The following is a 16,598-nucleotide window of genomic DNA, read 5'->3' as shown; positions in this document are numbered from 1 at the left end:
CTAGTAGCGGGGCGGCTGTCAGGCCGCCCCGCCCTCATTTCAGTCAGTGATAGTGCCGGCAAGTTATGTATTCGCGTAACCGTGGTGTGATCCCAGCATCTGGTCAGAGATTGCTGGTGGCCTTGATTCCGGGACGATTCGCATTGGTGTGGATCGTCTGTTTCAGCGTGTCCGTAAACCTGCTGCTGCTGGTCGTACCTTTCTATTCCATCGAAGTGTTCGACCGCGTGCTCAGCAGCGGAAGCGTCGAGACGCTTGTCGGCCTGACCGTCATCGCCGTCGGCGCTCTCGCCTTCAGCGCCGCCTTCGACACGTTTCGTAACCGCCTGTTGAGCCGGTTCGCGGTTGGGTTCGAGCACTGCCTCGCTCCGATCATCCTTGAAGGCAGCATCACCGGCGCGGCGCCGGGCGACGGCCGGCAGCACGATCTGGTCAAGCTTCGCGAGTTGAGAACTTTCCTGTCGAGCGGAACGGTCACATCGCTGATAGATGCTCCGTTCCTCCCGGTGTTTATTCTCATCCTGTTCTTCCTGCACCCCTGGTATGGCGTCATAGCCCTGATCGGGGTGGGGGTCCTGCTGGCGATGGGTGTTGCAAGCCACTGGATCGCGCGCGGCGAAATTGCGCAGGCTTCGCAGGCCGCGTTGAAGACGCAGGCGTTGCTCGATGGAATCGTCCGGCACTCCAGCGTGGTGCGGGCGATGGGCTGGACCCGGGGCGCCATCCGCGCGTTCATGAGCCTCAATGACGAAGCCCTGTCTCCGGTGGTGCGGGCCAGCGAACGCATCTACACGATTAGCGCCGCCGCGCGAATGGTCAGGACCATCCTGCAGATTGCCGCGATCGGCTGCGGTGCCTGGCTCGTGCTCCAGAACGAGGTGCTGTCCGGCAGTCTGATCGCGAGCTCGATCCTGATAGCGCGCACGTTGCAGCCCATGGAAGGATTGGTCTCGGCGTGGCGCGCGCTGGCATCTGCGCAGGACGCCTGGACGCAAGTCTGCAACGCCGCGTTGCCGGTGCTTGCGCGTCCGCGGAAGACGTTGCTTCCGCCGCCAGCCGGCATCCTCCAGGTCGAGCGGGTGACATTCCGGATTGGCGGGACGCAGCGTCCCATCCTCGCGGGCACATCCTTTCAATGCCGGCCGTCCGAGCTTGTCGTCGTGATCGGACCGACCGGCGCCGGAAAATCCACATTGCTGCGCTTGATGGCAGGCCTCGAGCGGCCGACCAGCGGTACGATCCGGTTGGACCACGCAGCACTCCATACCTGGGATCCCGACCAGCTTGGGCAATTCGTCGGCTATCTCCCCCAGGACGTGCAGCTCCTGGAAGGAACGGTGGCCGAAGCCATTGCCGGGTTTGATGAATACGCACGGGACGAGGCCATCGTCGCCGCGGCCATGCTCGCGCAGGCGCATGAGATGATCCTGTCCCTTCCGGCCGGCTACCAGACCGAGATCGGCCGCGACGGCTGCAGGCTATCCGGTGGCCAGCGTCAGCGCATTGGTCTTGCACGCGCCTTCTTCGGCGATCGCAAATTGATCCTGCTGGATGAGCCCAATGCCAATCTCGACCCGGACGGCGAAGAAGCGTTGTGCTCCGCCATTCAATCGGCCAAAGCGCGCGGCGCGGCGTCGGTGATCGTCACCCACCGGCCGCGGCTGTTGACCATCGCCGATGCCGTGCTGCTGTTGAGGGACGGCAACCAGGTCGCCTTCGGACCGCCATATGATGTTCTTCGCGCCCAGCGGCCGGCACCGGTACCGGGTTCGCCAGGGCTCCCGCGCAATGTCGAACCTCAGAGGTTGCCAGGCAGGAGGGTCATTCCATGACGCAGACCGGTCATGCCTCCGCGATGTCCGCGCCTGTTGCAGGTCCGTCGAAGACCTGGCCGACGGAGCAACCGCGATCCGACATGCGACGGATCATCGCATGGGGCTGTGTATTGCTCGTCCTGCAATTTTGCGGCTTCGGCTTGTGGGCAACCACGGTTCCGCTCCGCGGCGCTGTCGTGGCACCAGGATTCATCAAGGTCCATTCGAAGCGCAAGGCTGTGCAACATCTGGAAGGCGGAATCATCAAATCGATCTATGTCCGGGAGAACGATCACGTCGAAGCCGGTCAACTCATTGCACGGCTCGACACCGCGCAGATCGAAGGGAGCCTTGGTTCCCTCGAAACGAAGTTCTTTGCTGATCTGGCGATGGAGGCCCGGCTGACGGCGGAGCAGGACGGCGCGAAGTCAATCCGGTTTCCGGACGAATTGCGGGAAAGTGCGACGCGTCTCTCCGCACGTATCGCCATTCAAACCCAGGAGGCCGAATTTGCCGCGCGACTGGCCGCGATTGAGAACGAGCGCAAGGTGATCGATCAGCAGATGCTGCAAAACGCGGACACCATCCGCGGCCTGCAGAGCAACACCCAAGGACTTGAACAGCAACTCAAGCTGTTGCGGGAAGAGATCGCCGACACGAGTTATCTCCTCGCAAAGGGCCTCGCCCGGAAACCACGTTTGCTGGCCTTGCAACGCGCCGAAGCCGAGGCCACCGGACAGGTCGATCGCAATGCCGCGTCAATCTCGGAGATGCAGGGCAAGATCGCGGAGTTGCAGGACAGACGCAGGCAACTGGGGTTCAACCAAAATCAGGATATCGCCAAGCAACGGCATGCGACGAGCGAGGAGATCGGCGACCTCAGACATCGAATTGCCGCGTTGCGTGCCCAGCTTGTCCGGTCTGAATTGCGTGCCCCGGAAAGTGGAAGGATCGTCGGCCTCAACAGCAGGGACCTCAATGCCGTGCTTGGACCTCGGGAAACCCTTTTGGAAATCGTTCCGATGCAAGATCGGCTTGTCATCGAGGCGACATTGAAGCCTGCCGATCGGGAAGAGGTCTATGTCGGACAGATGGCGCGGGTGCGGGTTCACGCGCTGAACATTCGCCGCCGGCCGATGCTCGAGGGAAGGGTGGTCGGCGTTGCGGCAGACGCACTGACCGACACCCATTCCGGCGACAGCTCCTATTTGGCCGAGGTTGAGCTCGACCCCAACGCGCCGACGGCCTCCTACATCTCCACATTGATGCCTGGAATGCCTGTCGAGATATTTGTCGAGACGGGGGAACGAACCTTTGCGGAATATCTTTTGCAGCCGATGACGTTACGGATCAACCGTGCGTTCAGGGAGAATTAAGCGCTGGTAAGGGGTGGGCCGGCCTATGAGGGAGGCGACCGTGCATGAGTGCAGTAAGGCACTACCTTCCGCACAGGATGATTTTCGTTCCGATTGCGTCGAGCGCGCCTCGAAGCAAGGCAATGACGGATGCGGTCCGTCTGGGTCTTGTCCGGAGCCACGCCCGCAACAGGCCGCAATGGAATATTTCGCGAAGGCCATGGCGGAATTGCTCGGCTGCCGGAGCTGCTACGTAGCCATGCTATCCGCCTCCGGGCTGGAAGAAGCCAGGATCGGAGATGCTCCTGCCGATCCGTCATGCGCGGCGATGGTTGAGCGATTTGCGCGCAAGGGCACGGCCGAGGACGTCGCCTCGCTCGAGCCGATCAATTCCCGGACCTCCTTCGTCCGCAAGTTGATCGGCGCGGAACCCCCGGTAAAGAGTCATTCAGTCATTGGCAGGTTTGCTTCCGATGAGCGAACCACGGTCGTGTTCGTGGCCGGATGGCGACCGGCCGCGCTCGCGGCATCGGAGATTCCCGGCTTGGCGCATACCGTGCGCCCGTTATGGAAGGCTGCTCATTCACTTGCCCGGCAAGCGCCGGGGCAGGTCGATGCGCAACTCTGGCTCGAAGAGCTGACCTTTCCCGCCATCGTCGTGGACCAGGGCCTGCACATTTACGCAGTCAATCGTGGTGGACGCGTGCTGCTTGCCAAGCGCGAGTTGCTCAGGATGGAAGGAGGCAGGCTTGCTGGCTCATGCGCTTCCGTGACCGAGAGCTTGCGGGGGGCAATCGGGAAAGTGCTCATCGAGAGCGGGACTCATGGATGGTTCAACACTACGGTACCGCTTTCGACGGATCGTCAGCAATTCGCCTTCGCCAAGATCGGCGCTGTTCCAACGCATGACAAGCTGGGACAGGCCCTCATCGTCGTGCCGCAATTCGATGACGTGCAGGGCGCGCACTGCATCGCATCTGCCTTCGGCTTGAACTGGGCTGAGGAAAGAATCGTCGCCCGGATTCTTCAATTCCAGTGCCCTCGCGATATTGGAGCCGAGCTTGGGCTGACCGAGGCAACGGTGCGAACCTACACCAAGAGGATCATGCTCAAACTGGGGATCAACCGACAGTCGGAGTTCTTTCTTCTGTATCATCTCACCCAATCGCCTTTTGGCGCTGGCAGGCGCGAGAACTGGGTGAGCCGGCCGGCCTCCGAGGGTCGATTGGACGAAGAGGGTCCGATGAGATTGCGGACGGCTGGCAAGCATTCGCCTGACTGAGTACGGGGTTCTCCGCGATGTCGAGGCGCATGAGCTGCGCAGGTTTTCTCTACCGGATGTTCGCTGCCCTGGCATTGGCCGGGGCCGGCTTCCCGGCTCATGCCCAGAGCATTCAATTGGCGCTGCCGATTGCCTGCGAGCCTGGCCGTACCTGTTACATCCAGAATTACACGGATCTCGATCCGTCGCGGTCGGCGCGAGATTACAAATGCGGCACGCTGACTTATGACGACCACAACGGCACCGATTTTCGTTTGCCCTCACAGGCAGTGCAAAAGGCCGGCGTGAACGTGCGCGCGGCGGCAGGCGGTCGCGTTCTTCGTACACGCAATGACGCGCCGGACGGCGCTTTCACAAAATCGGGACGCGAAGCGGTGCGCGAGGCCGAATGTGGAAATGGCGTCGTCATCGAACATCCGGAGCAGTGGGAAACCCAGTACTGCCACCTCGCCGCCGGCAGTGTGTTGGTCAAGCCTGGAGACAAGGTCGAGCTCGGACAGCCGATCGGCCGTGTCGGGCTCTCCGGCCTCACGGAGTATCCTCACCTGCATTTCACCGTGAGGCACAATGGCGCGGTCGTCGATCCCTTTGCGTACGGCGTTCGTCCCGAGTCTTGCGAGGGCGGTCAATCGCTCTGGCTTGCTGCCCTCCGCCCGAAACTCGAGTACCAGGAACGAGCCATCCTCAATGCGGGCTTTACGACGGGGCCGGTCACGATGGAACTCATCGAGGACGGTAGTGCCGAGAGCCAAATGCCGTCCGCCAGTTCGATGGCGATCGTCGCGTTCGTGCGGGCTATCGGGCTGAAGGCGGGCGATGCGCAATGGCTGGTCATCAAGGATCCCCTCGACAACGTCATCGCGGAAAATCGGTCTGCACCACTTCAGGCCAACAAGGCGCAATTCATGCTCTTTGCGGGGAAGAAGCGGCCTCCCGGGGGGTGGGAACGCGGCTCCTACAAGGCCACTTATGTTGTCGAGCGCGATGGCCAGATCGTGCTCAGGAAAGACCTGGAGCTCATGCTCTAGCGTTGCGTCTGTGCGCGGGGAGACCCGCGCCAAGGGCCTTTTGAAGGTCTGATCGGTTGCCGGAACGGCCCGCTCCCGCTATAGGGCGTGGAGAGGGTGAACCATGTCCGATATGCGTTTGATTGTTGCCGGGGCAGGCGGCCGGATGGGCCGGGCGCTGGCACGAGCCATTGCCGACACCGAAGGCGCGGTGCTGGCGGGAGCCCTGGAGGCGCCCGGCTCGGAGCTGCTCGGCAAGGATGCCGGCGTGCTCGCGGGCCTGCCTGCCAACGGCGTCAAACTCTCGGCCGACCTCTGGGCGATGTCGAAAGATGCCGACGGCATCCTGGATTTCACCGTGCCGGCGGCGACCATCGCCAATGTCGCGATCGCGGCCGAGCGCGGCATCGTGCACGTCATCGGCACCACCGGACTGTCGGCCTCCGACAACGCCGTGATCAAGAGCGTCACCAACCGCGCGGTCGTGGTGCAGTCGGGCAATATGAGCCTGGGCGTCAATCTGCTCGCCGCGGTGGTCAAGCGCGTCGCCAAGGCACTCGACGAGAGCTTCGATATCGAGGTCGTGGAAACCCACCACCGCATGAAGATCGATGCGCCCTCGGGCACTGCGCTGATGCTGGGCCAGGCCGCTGCCGCCGGCCGCGGCATCTCGCTCGATGAGCATTCGGATCGCGGCCGCGACGGCATCACCGGCGCGCGCAAGCCGGGCGACATCGGCTTTGCCTCCTTGCGCGGCGGCACCGTCGCCGGCGAGCACAGCGTGACCTTCCTCGGTCCGTTCGAACGCCTGACGCTGTCGCATCTCGCCGAAGACCGCATGCTGTTCGCACACGGCGCGCTCAAGGCGGCGCTGTGGGCGCATGGCAAGAAGCCGGGGCACTACTCCATGGCCGACGTGCTCGGTCTCGCAGACATCTGAGCGAGCCGGAGCATGAACCGGACCCGAAGGGCCGCGTTAGCGCAAGATGTGAAGCGGCTTTCCGCCAAGATCATTCCTCAACAATAACCTGAATGGAAAGCAGTCAATGAGCGAACGTCTCCTCGTGCTCGTGCGCCACGGTCAGAGCGAGTGGAATCTGAAGAACCTGTTCACGGGCTGGAAGGATCCTGATCTCACCGAGCTCGGCGTGAAGGAAGCCACGGAAGCCGGCCGCAAGCTGAAGGCACAGGGCCTCGTGTTCGACGTCGCCTACACTTCGGTCTTGACGCGCGCGCAGCACACGCTCGATCTCATTCTCGGCGAGCTCGACCAGAAGGGCCTGCCGACCTCCAAAGACCTCGCGCTGAACGAGCGCGACTATGGCGATCTCTCCGGCCTCAACAAGGACGACGCCCGTAAGAAGTGGGGCGAGGACCAGGTGCTGATCTGGCGCCGCTCCTACGATGTGCCGCCGCCCGGCGGCGAAAGCCTGAAGGATACGCTGGCGCGCGCGCTGCCCTATTACGTGCAGGAGATCCTGCCCGGCGTGCTCAACGGCAAGCGCACGCTGGTCGCCGCCCACGGCAACTCGCTGCGCGCGCTGATCATGGTGCTGGAAAAGCTCTCGCCCGAAGGCATTTTGAAGCGCGAGCTCGCGACCGGTGTGCCGATCATCTACCGGCTCAACGCGGATTCGACGGTGGCGTCGAAGCTGGATCTGGCGGGCTGAGCTTCGCCACAAGCGCGGAGTCGTAGGGTGGGCAAAGCGTAGCGTGCCCACCATGTGTCAGCGATCGCGGAAGAATGGTGGGCACGGCGCTATGCGCCTTTGCCCACCCTACGGAAGCGGGGCCTACTGCATCCCCAGCTGCCCGGCTTCCCAGCCCAGCATCGCCTGCTTGCGGGTGATGCCCCAGTGATAACCGGTGAGCGTGCCGCTTTTGCCGAGCGCGCGGTGGCAGGGCACGACGAACGAGACCGGGTTCTTGCCGACGGCGGCGCCGACCGCGCGCGAGGCCTTCGGGCTGTTGATGTTGCAGGCGATGTCGGAATAGGACACCGCGCGACCCATCGGGATCTTCAGCAGCGTCTCCCACACCCGTACCTCGAAATCGGTGCCGATCATCACCACGCGCAACGGCTGGTCCGGCCGCCACAGCTTGGTGTCGAAGATGCGCTGTGCGAGCGGCGCGGTGCCTTCGTGATCCTCGACGTAAGTTGCGTTGCGCCATCGCCGCGTCATGTCGGCGAGCGCGACCTTCTCCTCACCGGGATCGGCGAACGCAAGGCCTGACAGGCCGCGGTCGGTGGCGATCACGATCGCCGTGCCGAACGGCGAGGGATGGAAGCCGTAGCGCAGCGTCAGGCCCGCGCCGCCGTTCTTCCATTCGCCGGGCGACATCGCTTCGTGGGTGACGAACAGATCGTGCAGTCGGCCCGGTCCTGAAAGACCCGAGTCGAGCGCGGCATCGAGAATGCTCGCAGAATCTCGCAGGAGACCCTTGGCGTGATCGAGCGTCAGCGCCTGCATGAACGCCTTCGGCGTGATCGAGGCCCAGCGACGGAACAGGTGGTGCAGCTCATCCGGCGTGACGCCCGCCGCATCCGCCATCGCTTCGATGGCCGGCTGGGTGCGCCAGTTCTCCGAGATGAACGCGATCGCCCGGCGCACGGAATCGTAATCGCGCAACGCGGCGTTCTGGGAGCCCGGCTTGGCCAGGCGCTGGTCATTTATGGCGAGTGTCATCATGGGTGGAAATGTAGGCGCGGCGCCGGGCCGAAACCACCCGATTTCCGATCCGGACTCAGGAGACCGGGTTGTAGGTCGGGCCGCGCTTGGCAGCGTTCAGGGCCTGAACCAAGCCTTTGTAAAAACTTGCCTTTTCGTCCGGGCCGAGGAAGCGGGCGATCTGGATCTGGTGGCCGCGCGAGATCAGATAGAGATGCTCGATGCCAAAATCCTCGTCGACCTCCATGTCGAGGCGGACCCAGAGCGGATTGAACGTCCATTCGGCGACCTGGCCGCGATGACTGACGCGCCGCACCCGCAGCTCGGACGTCGTGACCGAAATCTCCTCGCGCGCCCGCGCGGTGCGGAAATTGGCCTTGAAGGCCCACCAGATCACCAGCACGTCGAGGCCGAAGAAGCCGAACACCGGCCACGCACCCATCATCAGGAAGGCGAGGCCGGTGGCAAAGCTCACCACGCTCAGGAACAGCATCACGGCGAGGAAGCCGGTGCGGTTCAGCGAGCGGTGCGGCGTCAGGAGCGCGGAGAAGATCTGAGGGTCCGTCTCGCTTTCAGATCGCCCGCGCTCAATTTCGTTGCCTGTGCTCATCGTCCCTCAGTATATCCGGATCATGGCGAAAATCACCCGCAAGCCGGCCCCGCGCAAAGCGTCCGTGCCGAAGAAAAAGGCAAAGGCGATAGTTGCGAAGCCGAAGGCTCCCGCCAGGAAATCGCTCGAGGCCACAAGACCCAATTCTACCAGACCTTGGACGCCGGCCGAGATCCACGAAGTCTTCAGCCGTTTCCGCAAGGCCAATCCGGAGCCGAAGGGCGAGCTCGAGCACGTCAATCCGTTCACGCTGCTGGTCGCGGTGGTGCTGTCGGCGCAGGCCACCGATGCCGGGGTCAACAAGGCGACGCGCGCATTGTTCGAGATCGCCGACACGCCGCAGAAGATGCTCGACCTCGGCGAAGAACGCTTGCGCGAATACATCAAGACCATCGGCCTTTATCGCACCAAGGCGAAGAACGTCATTGCGCTCTCGGCAAAAGTGCTCAGCGATTTCGGCGGCGAGGTGCCGCGCACGCGAGCCGAGATCGAGTCGCTGCCCGGCGCCGGGCGCAAGACCGCAAATGTCGTGCTCAACATGGCCTTCGGCGAGCACACCATGGCGGTCGACACGCATGTCTTCCGCGTCGGCAACCGCACCGGGCTCGCGCCCGGCAAGACGCCACTCGAAGTTGAGCTTGGTCTCGAAAAGGTGATCCCGGCCGAGTTCATGCTGCACGCCCATCATTGGCTGATTCTGCACGGCCGCTATACTTGCCTCGCGCGCAAGCCGCGCTGCGAGGTTTGCCTGATCAACGATCTCTGCCGATGGCCGGAGAAGACGGTTTGAGGTGGCACCGTCGTTTCGGGGGGCGATGTGAAGCAAGCCGGGTTTGGGGGCATGTCGTGAGTCAGCAGGAACAAGTCTCGTCGCCACCGCCACCGCCGGCCGCGGCACCGGCTCCGCCGCCGAAGCCGACGCAGCGGCCGGCGAGCTCGCTCTGGGGCCGGCTCGCGATCCCCCTGTTCGCCGTGATCGTCGCGCTCGCCTTCGTGGCACTGGCGACGCTCCGCTTCGACGAATGGGTCGGCAACGCCGTGGTCCAGACCACCAACGACGCCTATGTGCGCGCCGACCTGACGCGGCTTGCAAGCCGTGTCTCCGGCGAAGTGCTGACCGTCGGGGTGAGCGACTTCCAGCGCGTCAAGGCCGGCGATCTCCTGATCCAGATCGATCCCGCCGACTACCAGGCCCAGGTCGCGCAGTCCGAGGCCGCTGTCGCCGCCGCGCAGGCCGTGCTCGACAATCTGAGCAACCAGGTCGAGCTGCAATATGCGACCATCGCGCAGGCGCAGGCCGCGCAGCTGTCCGCGGAAGCGTTGGAAGTCGAGGCCCGGCAGGAGCAGGATCGGCAGAAGTCGCTGACGCAGACGGAGGCCGGCACGCGGCAGCGGCTGGAACAGGCCGTCGCGGGCTATGCAAAGGCGCAGGCCGACGTGCGTGCCAGTCGCGCCGTCATCGCCGCGCAGCAGCATCAACTCGAAGTTCTGCAGGGCACCAAGAAGCAGCGCGCCGCCGATGTCGCGGCGGCCAAGGCGACGCTGGCGAGCGCGAAGCTGAAGCTCGGCTATACCAGGATCACCGCGCCGTTCGACGGCGTCGTCGGCGAGCGCCAGGTGCTGCCCGGCGACTACGTCAACATCGGCACCAACCTCATCAACGTGGTGCCGCTGCCGAAGGTCTATGTGATCGCGAATTACAAGGAAACCCAGCTCACTCATGTCGCACCGGGCCAGCCGGTCGAGATCACTGTCGATGGCTTCCCGCGCGAGAAGCTGCGCGGCAAGGTCGAGCGCATTGCGCCCGCGACCGGCGCGCAAGTGGCCCTGCTGCCGCCGGACAATGCGACCGGCAATTTCACCAAGGTCGTGCAGCGCATTCCCGTGCGCATCCAGTTCGACGACAACCAGCCGCTGCTGGCGCGGCTGGTGCCGGGCATGTCGGTCGTCACCAGCATCGACACGAAGGCCGCGAATGGCGGAAAATGACGATGCCGGTCGCGGGCCTCTCTCGCGCGGCGGCATCGCGCCACAGCCCTTGTTTGCCGTGGCGGCGGTGCTGCTCGGCTCGTTCCTCGCCAATTTCGACAGCCGGCTGACCACGGTCGGCCTGCCGGACCTGCGCGGTGCGTTCTCGCTCTCGTTCGACGAGGGCGCCTGGCTTTCGACCGCCGGCATCGGCTCGCAGATCCTGATTGCGCCGGCGGTGGCGTGGCTCGCGACGGTGTTCGGCCTGCGCCGCGTGCTCGGCATCCCGAGCCTCGTCTACGCCGTGGTGTCGCTGATCATTCCCTTCGTGCACGATTATCCGACGCTGCTCGCGCTCAGCGTTGTGCATGGCCTGCTGCTCGGCACCTTCGTGCCTGCGACGCTCATGATCGTGCTACGAAACCTGCCGATCCGATGGTGGGTGCCGGCGATCTCGCTCTATTCGATCCGGGTCGGCTTTGCGCTGGATACGTCGAGCTCCCTGGTCGGCTTCTATGTCGACCATCTCGGCTGGCAATGGATGTATTGGCAGGGCGTCGTGGTCGCGCCGCTGATGGGTCTGATGGTTTATCTGGGCACGCCGAGCGAGCCGGTGAACCGCACGCTGCTGCGCGAGGCCGATTGGGGCGGCATGCTGCTGCTCGGCGCCGCGGTCTCGATGATCTATGCCGGCCTCGACCAGGGCAATCGCCTGGACTGGCTCGGCTCGGGGACGGTGATGGCGCTGCTCGTCAGCGGTGTGGTGCTGTTCGCAGGCTTCCTCGTCAACGAGTCGCTGGTGCGACAGCCCTGGGCGCATGTCAACGTGCTGTTCTCGCGCAATGTCGGGTTGGGGCTGATCTTGATCCTGCTCTACACGCTGACCAGCCTCTCCAACTCGTCGCTGGTGCCGAATTTCCTCGGCAATGTCGTTCTGCTCCGGCCGGAGCAGAGCGGGATGCTGCTGCTCACCTATGGCGCGCTGCCGATGTTCGTGCTGGTGCCGATCTCGATCTGGCTGCTGCGGCATTTCGATACGCGGCTCGTCGTGGTGCTGGGTTTTGCCTGCTTTGCCGCGGCCAATCTCTGGGGCACGCAGCTCAGCCATGTCTGGGCGCGCGAGGATTTTGTCGGCATCGTGCTGCTCCAGGCGATCGGGCAGTCGCTGCTCCTGCTGCCGATCATCATCACGCTGCTGTCGAACGCCGATCCGAGCCGCGCCACCTCCTTTGCCGCCTACATCCAGATCATGCGGCTCGGCGGCGCGGAGATCGGCATCGCGCTGATGGGAACCTGGCTGCGCGTGCGCGAGCAAGTCCATTCCTTCTATCTCGGCCAGAACCTTGTGGTCGGCGATGCCGACGTGGTGGGTAGGCTCAAGCAGCTCGCCGATTACTTCGCGGCGCATGGTACCGGCATGGCGCAGGCGCGCGCGGTCGGCACGCTCGCAGGCCTCGTGCAGCGCGAGGCCAATGTGCTCGCCTATATCGACGGCTTCTGGTTGTGCTTCTGGCTCGCGATGGTCGCGCTCGGCGTCGTCGCACTGATCACCCGGGCGCCACCGGGCCCGTTCACGCCGGCGCCGTTCGGTTTCGCCAAGATGCTGCTGCGCAAATGCGGGGTGCAAGTGAACTGAGAAGTGAACTGAGAGGTGAGCTGAGAGGCCTCACCGCATCTGCCGCGCCGGCTCGATCAGCTCGGGCCGCGGTCCTGACAGGCGCTTGTGCATGTGGACCATGAACGCCATGCCGAAGATCGGCGTCGCCAGATTCACGATCGGGATCGAGACGAAGGCCGCAATGAATAGGCCGGCGGTGAAGATGGTCGCGGCGTTGTCGCGCCGCATCGCCTTGGCTTCCTCCGGCGAGCGGAAGCGCATCGCGGCGAGCTCGAAATATTCGCGCCCGAGCAGCCAGGCGGCGGCGACGAAGAAGATCAGGAATCCGGCACCGGCGAACAGGACCAGTGGCAAAGCGACCAGATACACCACGATCGTCAGCAGCGCGGTCCTGACGCCCTCGTAGATCGCCTGGCTGAACGGCAGCGCAGCGCCCGGCCGCTCGGCGGGATAGTGCTCGCGCTCGACGATGTCGGCGACGTCGTCGACGAACAGGCTCGCCACCAGCGAGGTGATCGCAGGCATCAGGAACACGCCGCCGAACACGACGCCGAGGCCCGCCGTGATCGAGACGATCCAGGCGAGGACCTCGAGCGAGGAATGCCAGCTCGGCCCGAGCAGGCCTTCCAGCCAGACCTCGCCATAGGTCGCAAACCAGCTCAGCAGCCGCTGCAAGCCGATCGCCAGCACGATGATCAGCACCAGTGCAAGCCCGATCGATCGCCACAGGATCGAGCGCATCGGCGGCGAGATCAATTGCGACAGCGCCTTCACGGCGGCATCCAGCATCGGAGTACCTCTCAGCAAAACCACCCGCGAGAGGTAGACATGCGCGGAAGGTTCGACAAGAGGTCGAGCTTTCCGGGACAGATTGCCGCGCCTGGAGCTTGGGTTCTGAGTGAATCAGAACGGAAGCTCAAGGCGCTTGTTTTGACGCGTTTTCTTCGCGCGAGCCGGCAGCCACTTCGCTTGAAGACGCTCTAGCTCACCCTGATGACGAGGGCATAGTTCTGCGGCGCGACGGCGATGGAATGAGCGATGACCGATATCACCGCTTCGCCGGCCGGCAGGTTCTCGAAGATGACCTGCTCGACATTGTTCCTGCGGTCGAAGTCCTTCGAGCCGGCCGACATGTTGCCATGGCGTTCCTGCTTGTTGGCCACCACGACGAGATCGAGGTCGCTTTGCAGGCCTTCGCCGGGCGGATCGGTCCAGACCAGCGTGACCTTCAGGCGGCTGCTTCCCGCCGGTATCGTGACCGTGCGGTCTTCGCGTTCGCCTGCGTCGAGCTTCTTCTTCTCGTCGAAGAACTGCAAGGCTTCCTTCGCAGCAAGGGGGCCGACCACGGCCTGGACGTCGACTCGGCCGAAACCCTGACTGTTGTTTGCGACAGAGCCCGCCTCCGAGGGAATGTATTGGCCAGCAATGCTACGAGCTCCGTTGATGATGAGTGCCTTCAGCAGTGCGGCGCTCGGCGACTTCAGCCCGTGGCTCTTCCTCAGGAACGACCGGACCACCGCGACGCATCCGGCCACCAGCGGCGTGGCCATGCTGGTACCGCCTTCGAACATGTAGAGCGGGTCCTTCGAGAGCTTCCATCCCTTCGATTTCGTGACGCGGGAGCGCGTTGACAGGATGAAAGATCCTGGCGCCACGACGTCGGGCTTGATGCGATCGTCGTTGGTGGGTCCCCGGCTGCTGAACGCCACCATGCCTTCGGGATTGTTGGCGACGGGATCGGGGTTGATGGGAATGGCAGGAAAATCGCGTGGCCAGGCCTCTCCGTAGGTCATGGCCTCGTTGGGACGATTGTTCTCGCAGGCGCCGATGGTGAGGCAGTTCTTGGCCGTCCCCGGCGGCGTCACGGAGTTGGGGTCGACCTGGCCATTGCCATCCTTGTCGCTGCCCTCATTTCCGGCGGCGAAGCAGATCAGCATGTCGCGGTGCGCGTAGACGAACGTGTCGAGTTCGTTGGCCTGCGAGTCATACACGCCGAAATTTCCGACGCTGCCCCAGGAGTTGGAATGGATTCGCGCCTTGTCGGTCTTGTAGGGCGGACCGAACAGCGCATCGAGGCTGTCGGGCAGGCCGCCGAGGTTGCCGCCGCTGTCTAGCACGGATTGCAGAACCAGCTTGGCGCCGGGAGCCGTGCCGCGGATCGGGCCGTCGCTTTTCGATACGCCGTCGCCGAGGGCAGAACCCGCGACATGGGTGCCGTGACCATCAGGATCGTCTTTGCGCCCGGGCCGGCCGAGCGCATAGAGCTTCTTGACGCGCCCCTTGAAGGCCGGGTGGGTGTTCGTGGTCGATCCCTTGTCGAAACCGGTATCGGCGATCGCGATGATCTCTCCCGCGCCTTCGCCGCCATTGCTCGGCGCCGCCGCGGGAACGCGAAGAATGCCGCGCGCGATGTTGTTGAGCAGCTTGCGTGGAAAGACCTTCTCGACGCTGCGCACCTCGTCGAGCGCCGCGACGTCGGCAAGACGGCGCATTTTCAGCGTCACGCGTACCTTGGTCGTACCAGGGACGACGTCGTCGAGCTGCACATGCGCCGCTTCCGCGATCTTCTTCGCGGCGGCCTTCACGCCGACATTGCGGTGGAGCATGACGTCGACGGTCACGCTGGTGCGGTCGAGCGCCGCCGGCTTTGCCGCAAGCGCGCGCGCCGCGGCGACGCCTCCCGGTTGGGTGTCAAGGTTGCGCAGTGCCGGCGCGATCTTCACGATGCCCGGGTAGAGGTCTGCCCATGTCACGAACGGCAGTTTCCGCACCTTGTCGAGCCCGGCTGCCGGAAAGTGACAGATGACGGCGCTGCCCGGGACGGCTTCCAGGATCTCGGCGCCGGCCTTGGCGAGCTGCCCTCTGCGCTCGGCGTTGAGCGGCTGGTTGGTCTGCACGATGATGTAGTCGGATTCCTTCGCATTCGCATGATCCAGCGACAGCGCGGCGCGTTCCGCGTGCGGAGCCGAAGGATCGATCGTGATGCCGTTGATCGTGATCTGCGCCATGGCCGTTCCACTTTCCCTGATTGATCGCCCGTCCTTTGTCGTCTGCGCTGGCCGGATCGCTCGGCTCAAGGCTCCGCCGCGATGCTGGCCCAGCAGGTGATGGCGCTACAGACCGTGCTCCAGCGGCCGAACCCCTTGTAGATCTGGGCGGCGATCTGCTCCTGCTGCTGCAAGGTGCCTTCGGCCTTGATCTGCGGATCGGAGACGTTGCGGATCGCGAGCCAGCGCGGTGCCTTGTCGCCCATCTCCTGCGCGACCAGGCCAAGGATGGCATCGCCCATCTCGGAGACGTCGCCGAGCCCCTGGAGATGGAAGTGGTCGTCCGAGGTGTCGAAGCCGAAGAAGTCGGTGGTGACCACGGAGGAGGACAGGCCGCTCGGCTTCACGACGAAGATCTTCGGCGCCCTTGTATTGTCCTTCGGCAATTGCCCGGCATTGGCCTTGAACAGCGTCTTGGCCTGCGCGAACTTCTTCGTCACGGCGGATCTGCTGGAAAAATGCTCCTGCGCGAACGGCTGCTTCTTGAACTTCGACAGGCAGTCGAAGCGAACGATCGGACTGACGACGACGTCGCCGACCTCGAATTCCTTGCCGATGCCGCCGGCCGTGCCCGTGGTGATGACGAGCGTCGGCTGCACCTCGGTGATGATCTGGCGCCAGACGTCGATGTTCGGCAGCTGCGGGCCGTCCTGCGACATGTGCGAATCGGATTTGAAGATCACGACCTTCTTCTTGCCGATCGTGGTGGTCCAGTAAGTGCCGAGCCGTTTCAGCTCCTTGGCCGGACAGCCGTTGCGCATCTTCTTGGAGATGGCCGCGTAATTATGCGTATAGGGTACGTAATCGTTGCGGGAGTCCTTGCCCGGCGTCAGCACGCGGCTGAGGGCGTGGCCCTCGTCGACGGTCCAGGTCACGACCAGCACGTCGGCGCGCGGCAGCGGTCCCTTGCCGTTGCCCTTCGGCTTCGGCCCGGTTTGCGGCGCCAGCCCTTTCGGCCAGGCAATGTCGGTGAAGCGCGACAGCCCGGTCGAGGTCGAGAAGGCCATGAACTCGCGGCCCTCGCTCGACTCGGAATCGAAATCGATGATCTCGCGCCGAAAGTCCTCGGTCGTGACCTTCGCGGATTTCTTCACCGCGCCCTTGGCCACGCGTTTCACCACGAAGGTGTCGGGCGGGGGCGGCGTCGTGATCGGATCGAAACCGAGATTTCTCTCAACCCATTTGCGGTCAGCACGCATCGCATTGTCTCCGCCAAATTGATTTCCAG

General features: G+C 64.1%; 14 protein-coding genes. 9 read left to right on the top strand and 5 right to left on the bottom strand.

The features are described from left to right. The first annotated feature begins 116 nt into the window (after positions 1–116). The 6 genes from ABIA90_RS31375 (at position 117) to ABIA90_RS31350 (ending at position 7,128) form a co-directional block, all read left to right on the top strand. Positions 117–1,832, top strand: a complete 1,716-nt coding sequence (locus ABIA90_RS31375; RefSeq protein ID WP_354119207.1) for a type I secretion system permease/ATPase — start codon at positions 117–119, stop codon at positions 1,830–1,832. Beyond that, complete coding sequence (locus ABIA90_RS31370; protein WP_354119206.1) at positions 1,829–3,190, top strand: HlyD family type I secretion periplasmic adaptor subunit; 1,362 nt, start codon at positions 1,829–1,831, stop codon at positions 3,188–3,190. The genes ABIA90_RS31375 and ABIA90_RS31370 overlap by 4 nt, the downstream gene beginning before the upstream one ends. Positions 3,191–3,368: 178 nt before the next feature. Further along, positions 3,369–4,451 carry a helix-turn-helix transcriptional regulator gene (locus tag ABIA90_RS31365; RefSeq protein WP_224580537.1) on the top strand — a complete coding sequence of 361 codons (1,083 nt, stop codon included), beginning with the start codon at positions 3,369–3,371 and terminating at the stop codon, positions 4,449–4,451. Between the two features lie 29 nt (positions 4,452–4,480). Further along, positions 4,481–5,479: a M23 family metallopeptidase gene (locus tag ABIA90_RS31360; protein ID WP_166347197.1), complete on the top strand. Its 999-nt coding sequence runs from the start codon at positions 4,481–4,483 to the stop codon at positions 5,477–5,479. Between the two features lie 103 nt (positions 5,480–5,582). Continuing rightward, on the top strand, positions 5,583–6,398 hold the full coding sequence (dapB, locus tag ABIA90_RS31355) for a 4-hydroxy-tetrahydrodipicolinate reductase (protein ID WP_028148808.1): 816 nt from the start codon (positions 5,583–5,585) through the stop codon (positions 6,396–6,398). A gap of 106 nt (positions 6,399–6,504) precedes the next feature. Continuing rightward, positions 6,505–7,128, top strand: coding sequence for a 2,3-bisphosphoglycerate-dependent phosphoglycerate mutase (locus tag ABIA90_RS31350; RefSeq protein ID WP_014490847.1), 624 nt, complete (start codon positions 6,505–6,507; stop codon positions 7,126–7,128). Between the two features lie 123 nt (positions 7,129–7,251). Here the strand turns inward: ABIA90_RS31350 and ABIA90_RS31345 are convergent, their stop codons facing one another. Then, positions 7,252–8,148 (bottom strand): methylated-DNA--[protein]-cysteine S-methyltransferase, encoded by an 897-nt coding sequence (locus ABIA90_RS31345; RefSeq protein WP_038932694.1) that lies wholly within the window; start codon positions 8,146–8,148, stop codon positions 7,252–7,254. A gap of 55 nt (positions 8,149–8,203) precedes the next feature. Further along, on the bottom strand, positions 8,204–8,737 hold the full coding sequence (locus ABIA90_RS31340; RefSeq protein WP_071908819.1) for a DUF2244 domain-containing protein: 534 nt from the start codon (positions 8,735–8,737) through the stop codon (positions 8,204–8,206). Between the two features lie 22 nt (positions 8,738–8,759). Here ABIA90_RS31340 and nth point away from each other — a divergent pair, with 22 nt between their 5' ends. From nth to ABIA90_RS31325, 3 genes are read left to right on the top strand one after another with little or no spacing between them, the layout of a single operon-like run. Further along, positions 8,760–9,527: an endonuclease III gene (gene nth / locus ABIA90_RS31335; protein WP_354119205.1), complete on the top strand. Its 768-nt coding sequence runs from the start codon at positions 8,760–8,762 to the stop codon at positions 9,525–9,527. 56 nt (positions 9,528–9,583) lie between these two features. Next, on the top strand, positions 9,584–10,726 hold the full coding sequence (locus ABIA90_RS31330; protein WP_354119204.1) for an HlyD family secretion protein: 1,143 nt from the start codon (positions 9,584–9,586) through the stop codon (positions 10,724–10,726). Further along, complete coding sequence (locus ABIA90_RS31325; protein ID WP_354119203.1) at positions 10,713–12,341, top strand: MFS transporter; 1,629 nt, start codon at positions 10,713–10,715, stop codon at positions 12,339–12,341. Before ABIA90_RS31330 ends, ABIA90_RS31325 begins: the two co-directional genes overlap by 14 nt. 30 nt (positions 12,342–12,371) lie before the next feature. On the opposite strand, the gene ABIA90_RS31320 is transcribed toward ABIA90_RS31325, so the two are convergent. The 3 genes from ABIA90_RS31320 to ABIA90_RS31310 form a co-directional block, all read right to left on the bottom strand. Further along, the gene (locus ABIA90_RS31320; RefSeq protein WP_354119202.1) at positions 12,372–13,112 is read right to left on the bottom strand and encodes a sulfate transporter family protein; all 741 of its coding nucleotides are present in this window, start codon (positions 13,110–13,112) and stop codon (positions 12,372–12,374) included. Between the two features lie 191 nt (positions 13,113–13,303). Beyond that, positions 13,304–15,331 carry a S8 family serine peptidase gene (locus tag ABIA90_RS31315; protein WP_354119201.1) on the bottom strand — a complete coding sequence of 676 codons (2,028 nt, stop codon included), beginning with the start codon at positions 15,329–15,331 and terminating at the stop codon, positions 13,304–13,306. A 65-nt stretch (positions 15,332–15,396) separates the two neighbouring features. Next, positions 15,397–16,569, bottom strand: coding sequence for a phosphorylase family protein (locus ABIA90_RS31310; RefSeq protein ID WP_354119200.1), 1,173 nt, complete (start codon positions 16,567–16,569; stop codon positions 15,397–15,399). Positions 16,570–16,598: the final 29 nt, after the last annotated feature.

This window comes from Bradyrhizobium sp. LA6.8 (assembly GCF_040547935.1).
Taxonomy (GTDB): Bacteria; Pseudomonadota; Alphaproteobacteria; order Rhizobiales; family Xanthobacteraceae; genus Bradyrhizobium; species Bradyrhizobium barranii.
The sequence above is the reverse complement of the archived record's forward strand: the minus strand, read 5'-3'. Positions and strand labels throughout refer to the sequence as shown.

Coding starts and splice junctions, on each gene's coding strand:
- ABIA90_RS31370 (WP_354119206.1), top strand. CDS start 1,829: ATGACGCAGACCGGTCATGCCTCCGCGATGTCCGCGCCTGTTGCAGGT.
- ABIA90_RS31365 (WP_224580537.1), top strand. CDS start 3,369: ATGGAATATTTCGCGAAGGCCATGGCGGAATTGCTCGGCTGCCGGAGC.
- ABIA90_RS31360 (WP_166347197.1), top strand. CDS start 4,481: ATGAGCTGCGCAGGTTTTCTCTACCGGATGTTCGCTGCCCTGGCATTG.
- dapB (WP_028148808.1), top strand. CDS start 5,583: ATGTCCGATATGCGTTTGATTGTTGCCGGGGCAGGCGGCCGGATGGGC.
- ABIA90_RS31350 (WP_014490847.1), top strand. CDS start 6,505: ATGAGCGAACGTCTCCTCGTGCTCGTGCGCCACGGTCAGAGCGAGTGG.
- ABIA90_RS31345 (WP_038932694.1), bottom strand. CDS start 8,148: ATGATGACACTCGCCATAAATGACCAGCGCCTGGCCAAGCCGGGCTCC.
- ABIA90_RS31340 (WP_071908819.1), bottom strand. CDS start 8,737: ATGAGCACAGGCAACGAAATTGAGCGCGGGCGATCTGAAAGCGAGACG.
- nth (WP_354119205.1), top strand. CDS start 8,760: ATGGCGAAAATCACCCGCAAGCCGGCCCCGCGCAAAGCGTCCGTGCCG.
- ABIA90_RS31325 (WP_354119203.1), top strand. CDS start 10,713: ATGGCGGAAAATGACGATGCCGGTCGCGGGCCTCTCTCGCGCGGCGGC.
- ABIA90_RS31320 (WP_354119202.1), bottom strand. CDS start 13,112: ATGCTGGATGCCGCCGTGAAGGCGCTGTCGCAATTGATCTCGCCGCCG.
- ABIA90_RS31315 (WP_354119201.1), bottom strand. CDS start 15,331: ATGGCGCAGATCACGATCAACGGCATCACGATCGATCCTTCGGCTCCG.
- ABIA90_RS31310 (WP_354119200.1), bottom strand. CDS start 16,569: ATGCGTGCTGACCGCAAATGGGTTGAGAGAAATCTCGGTTTCGATCCG.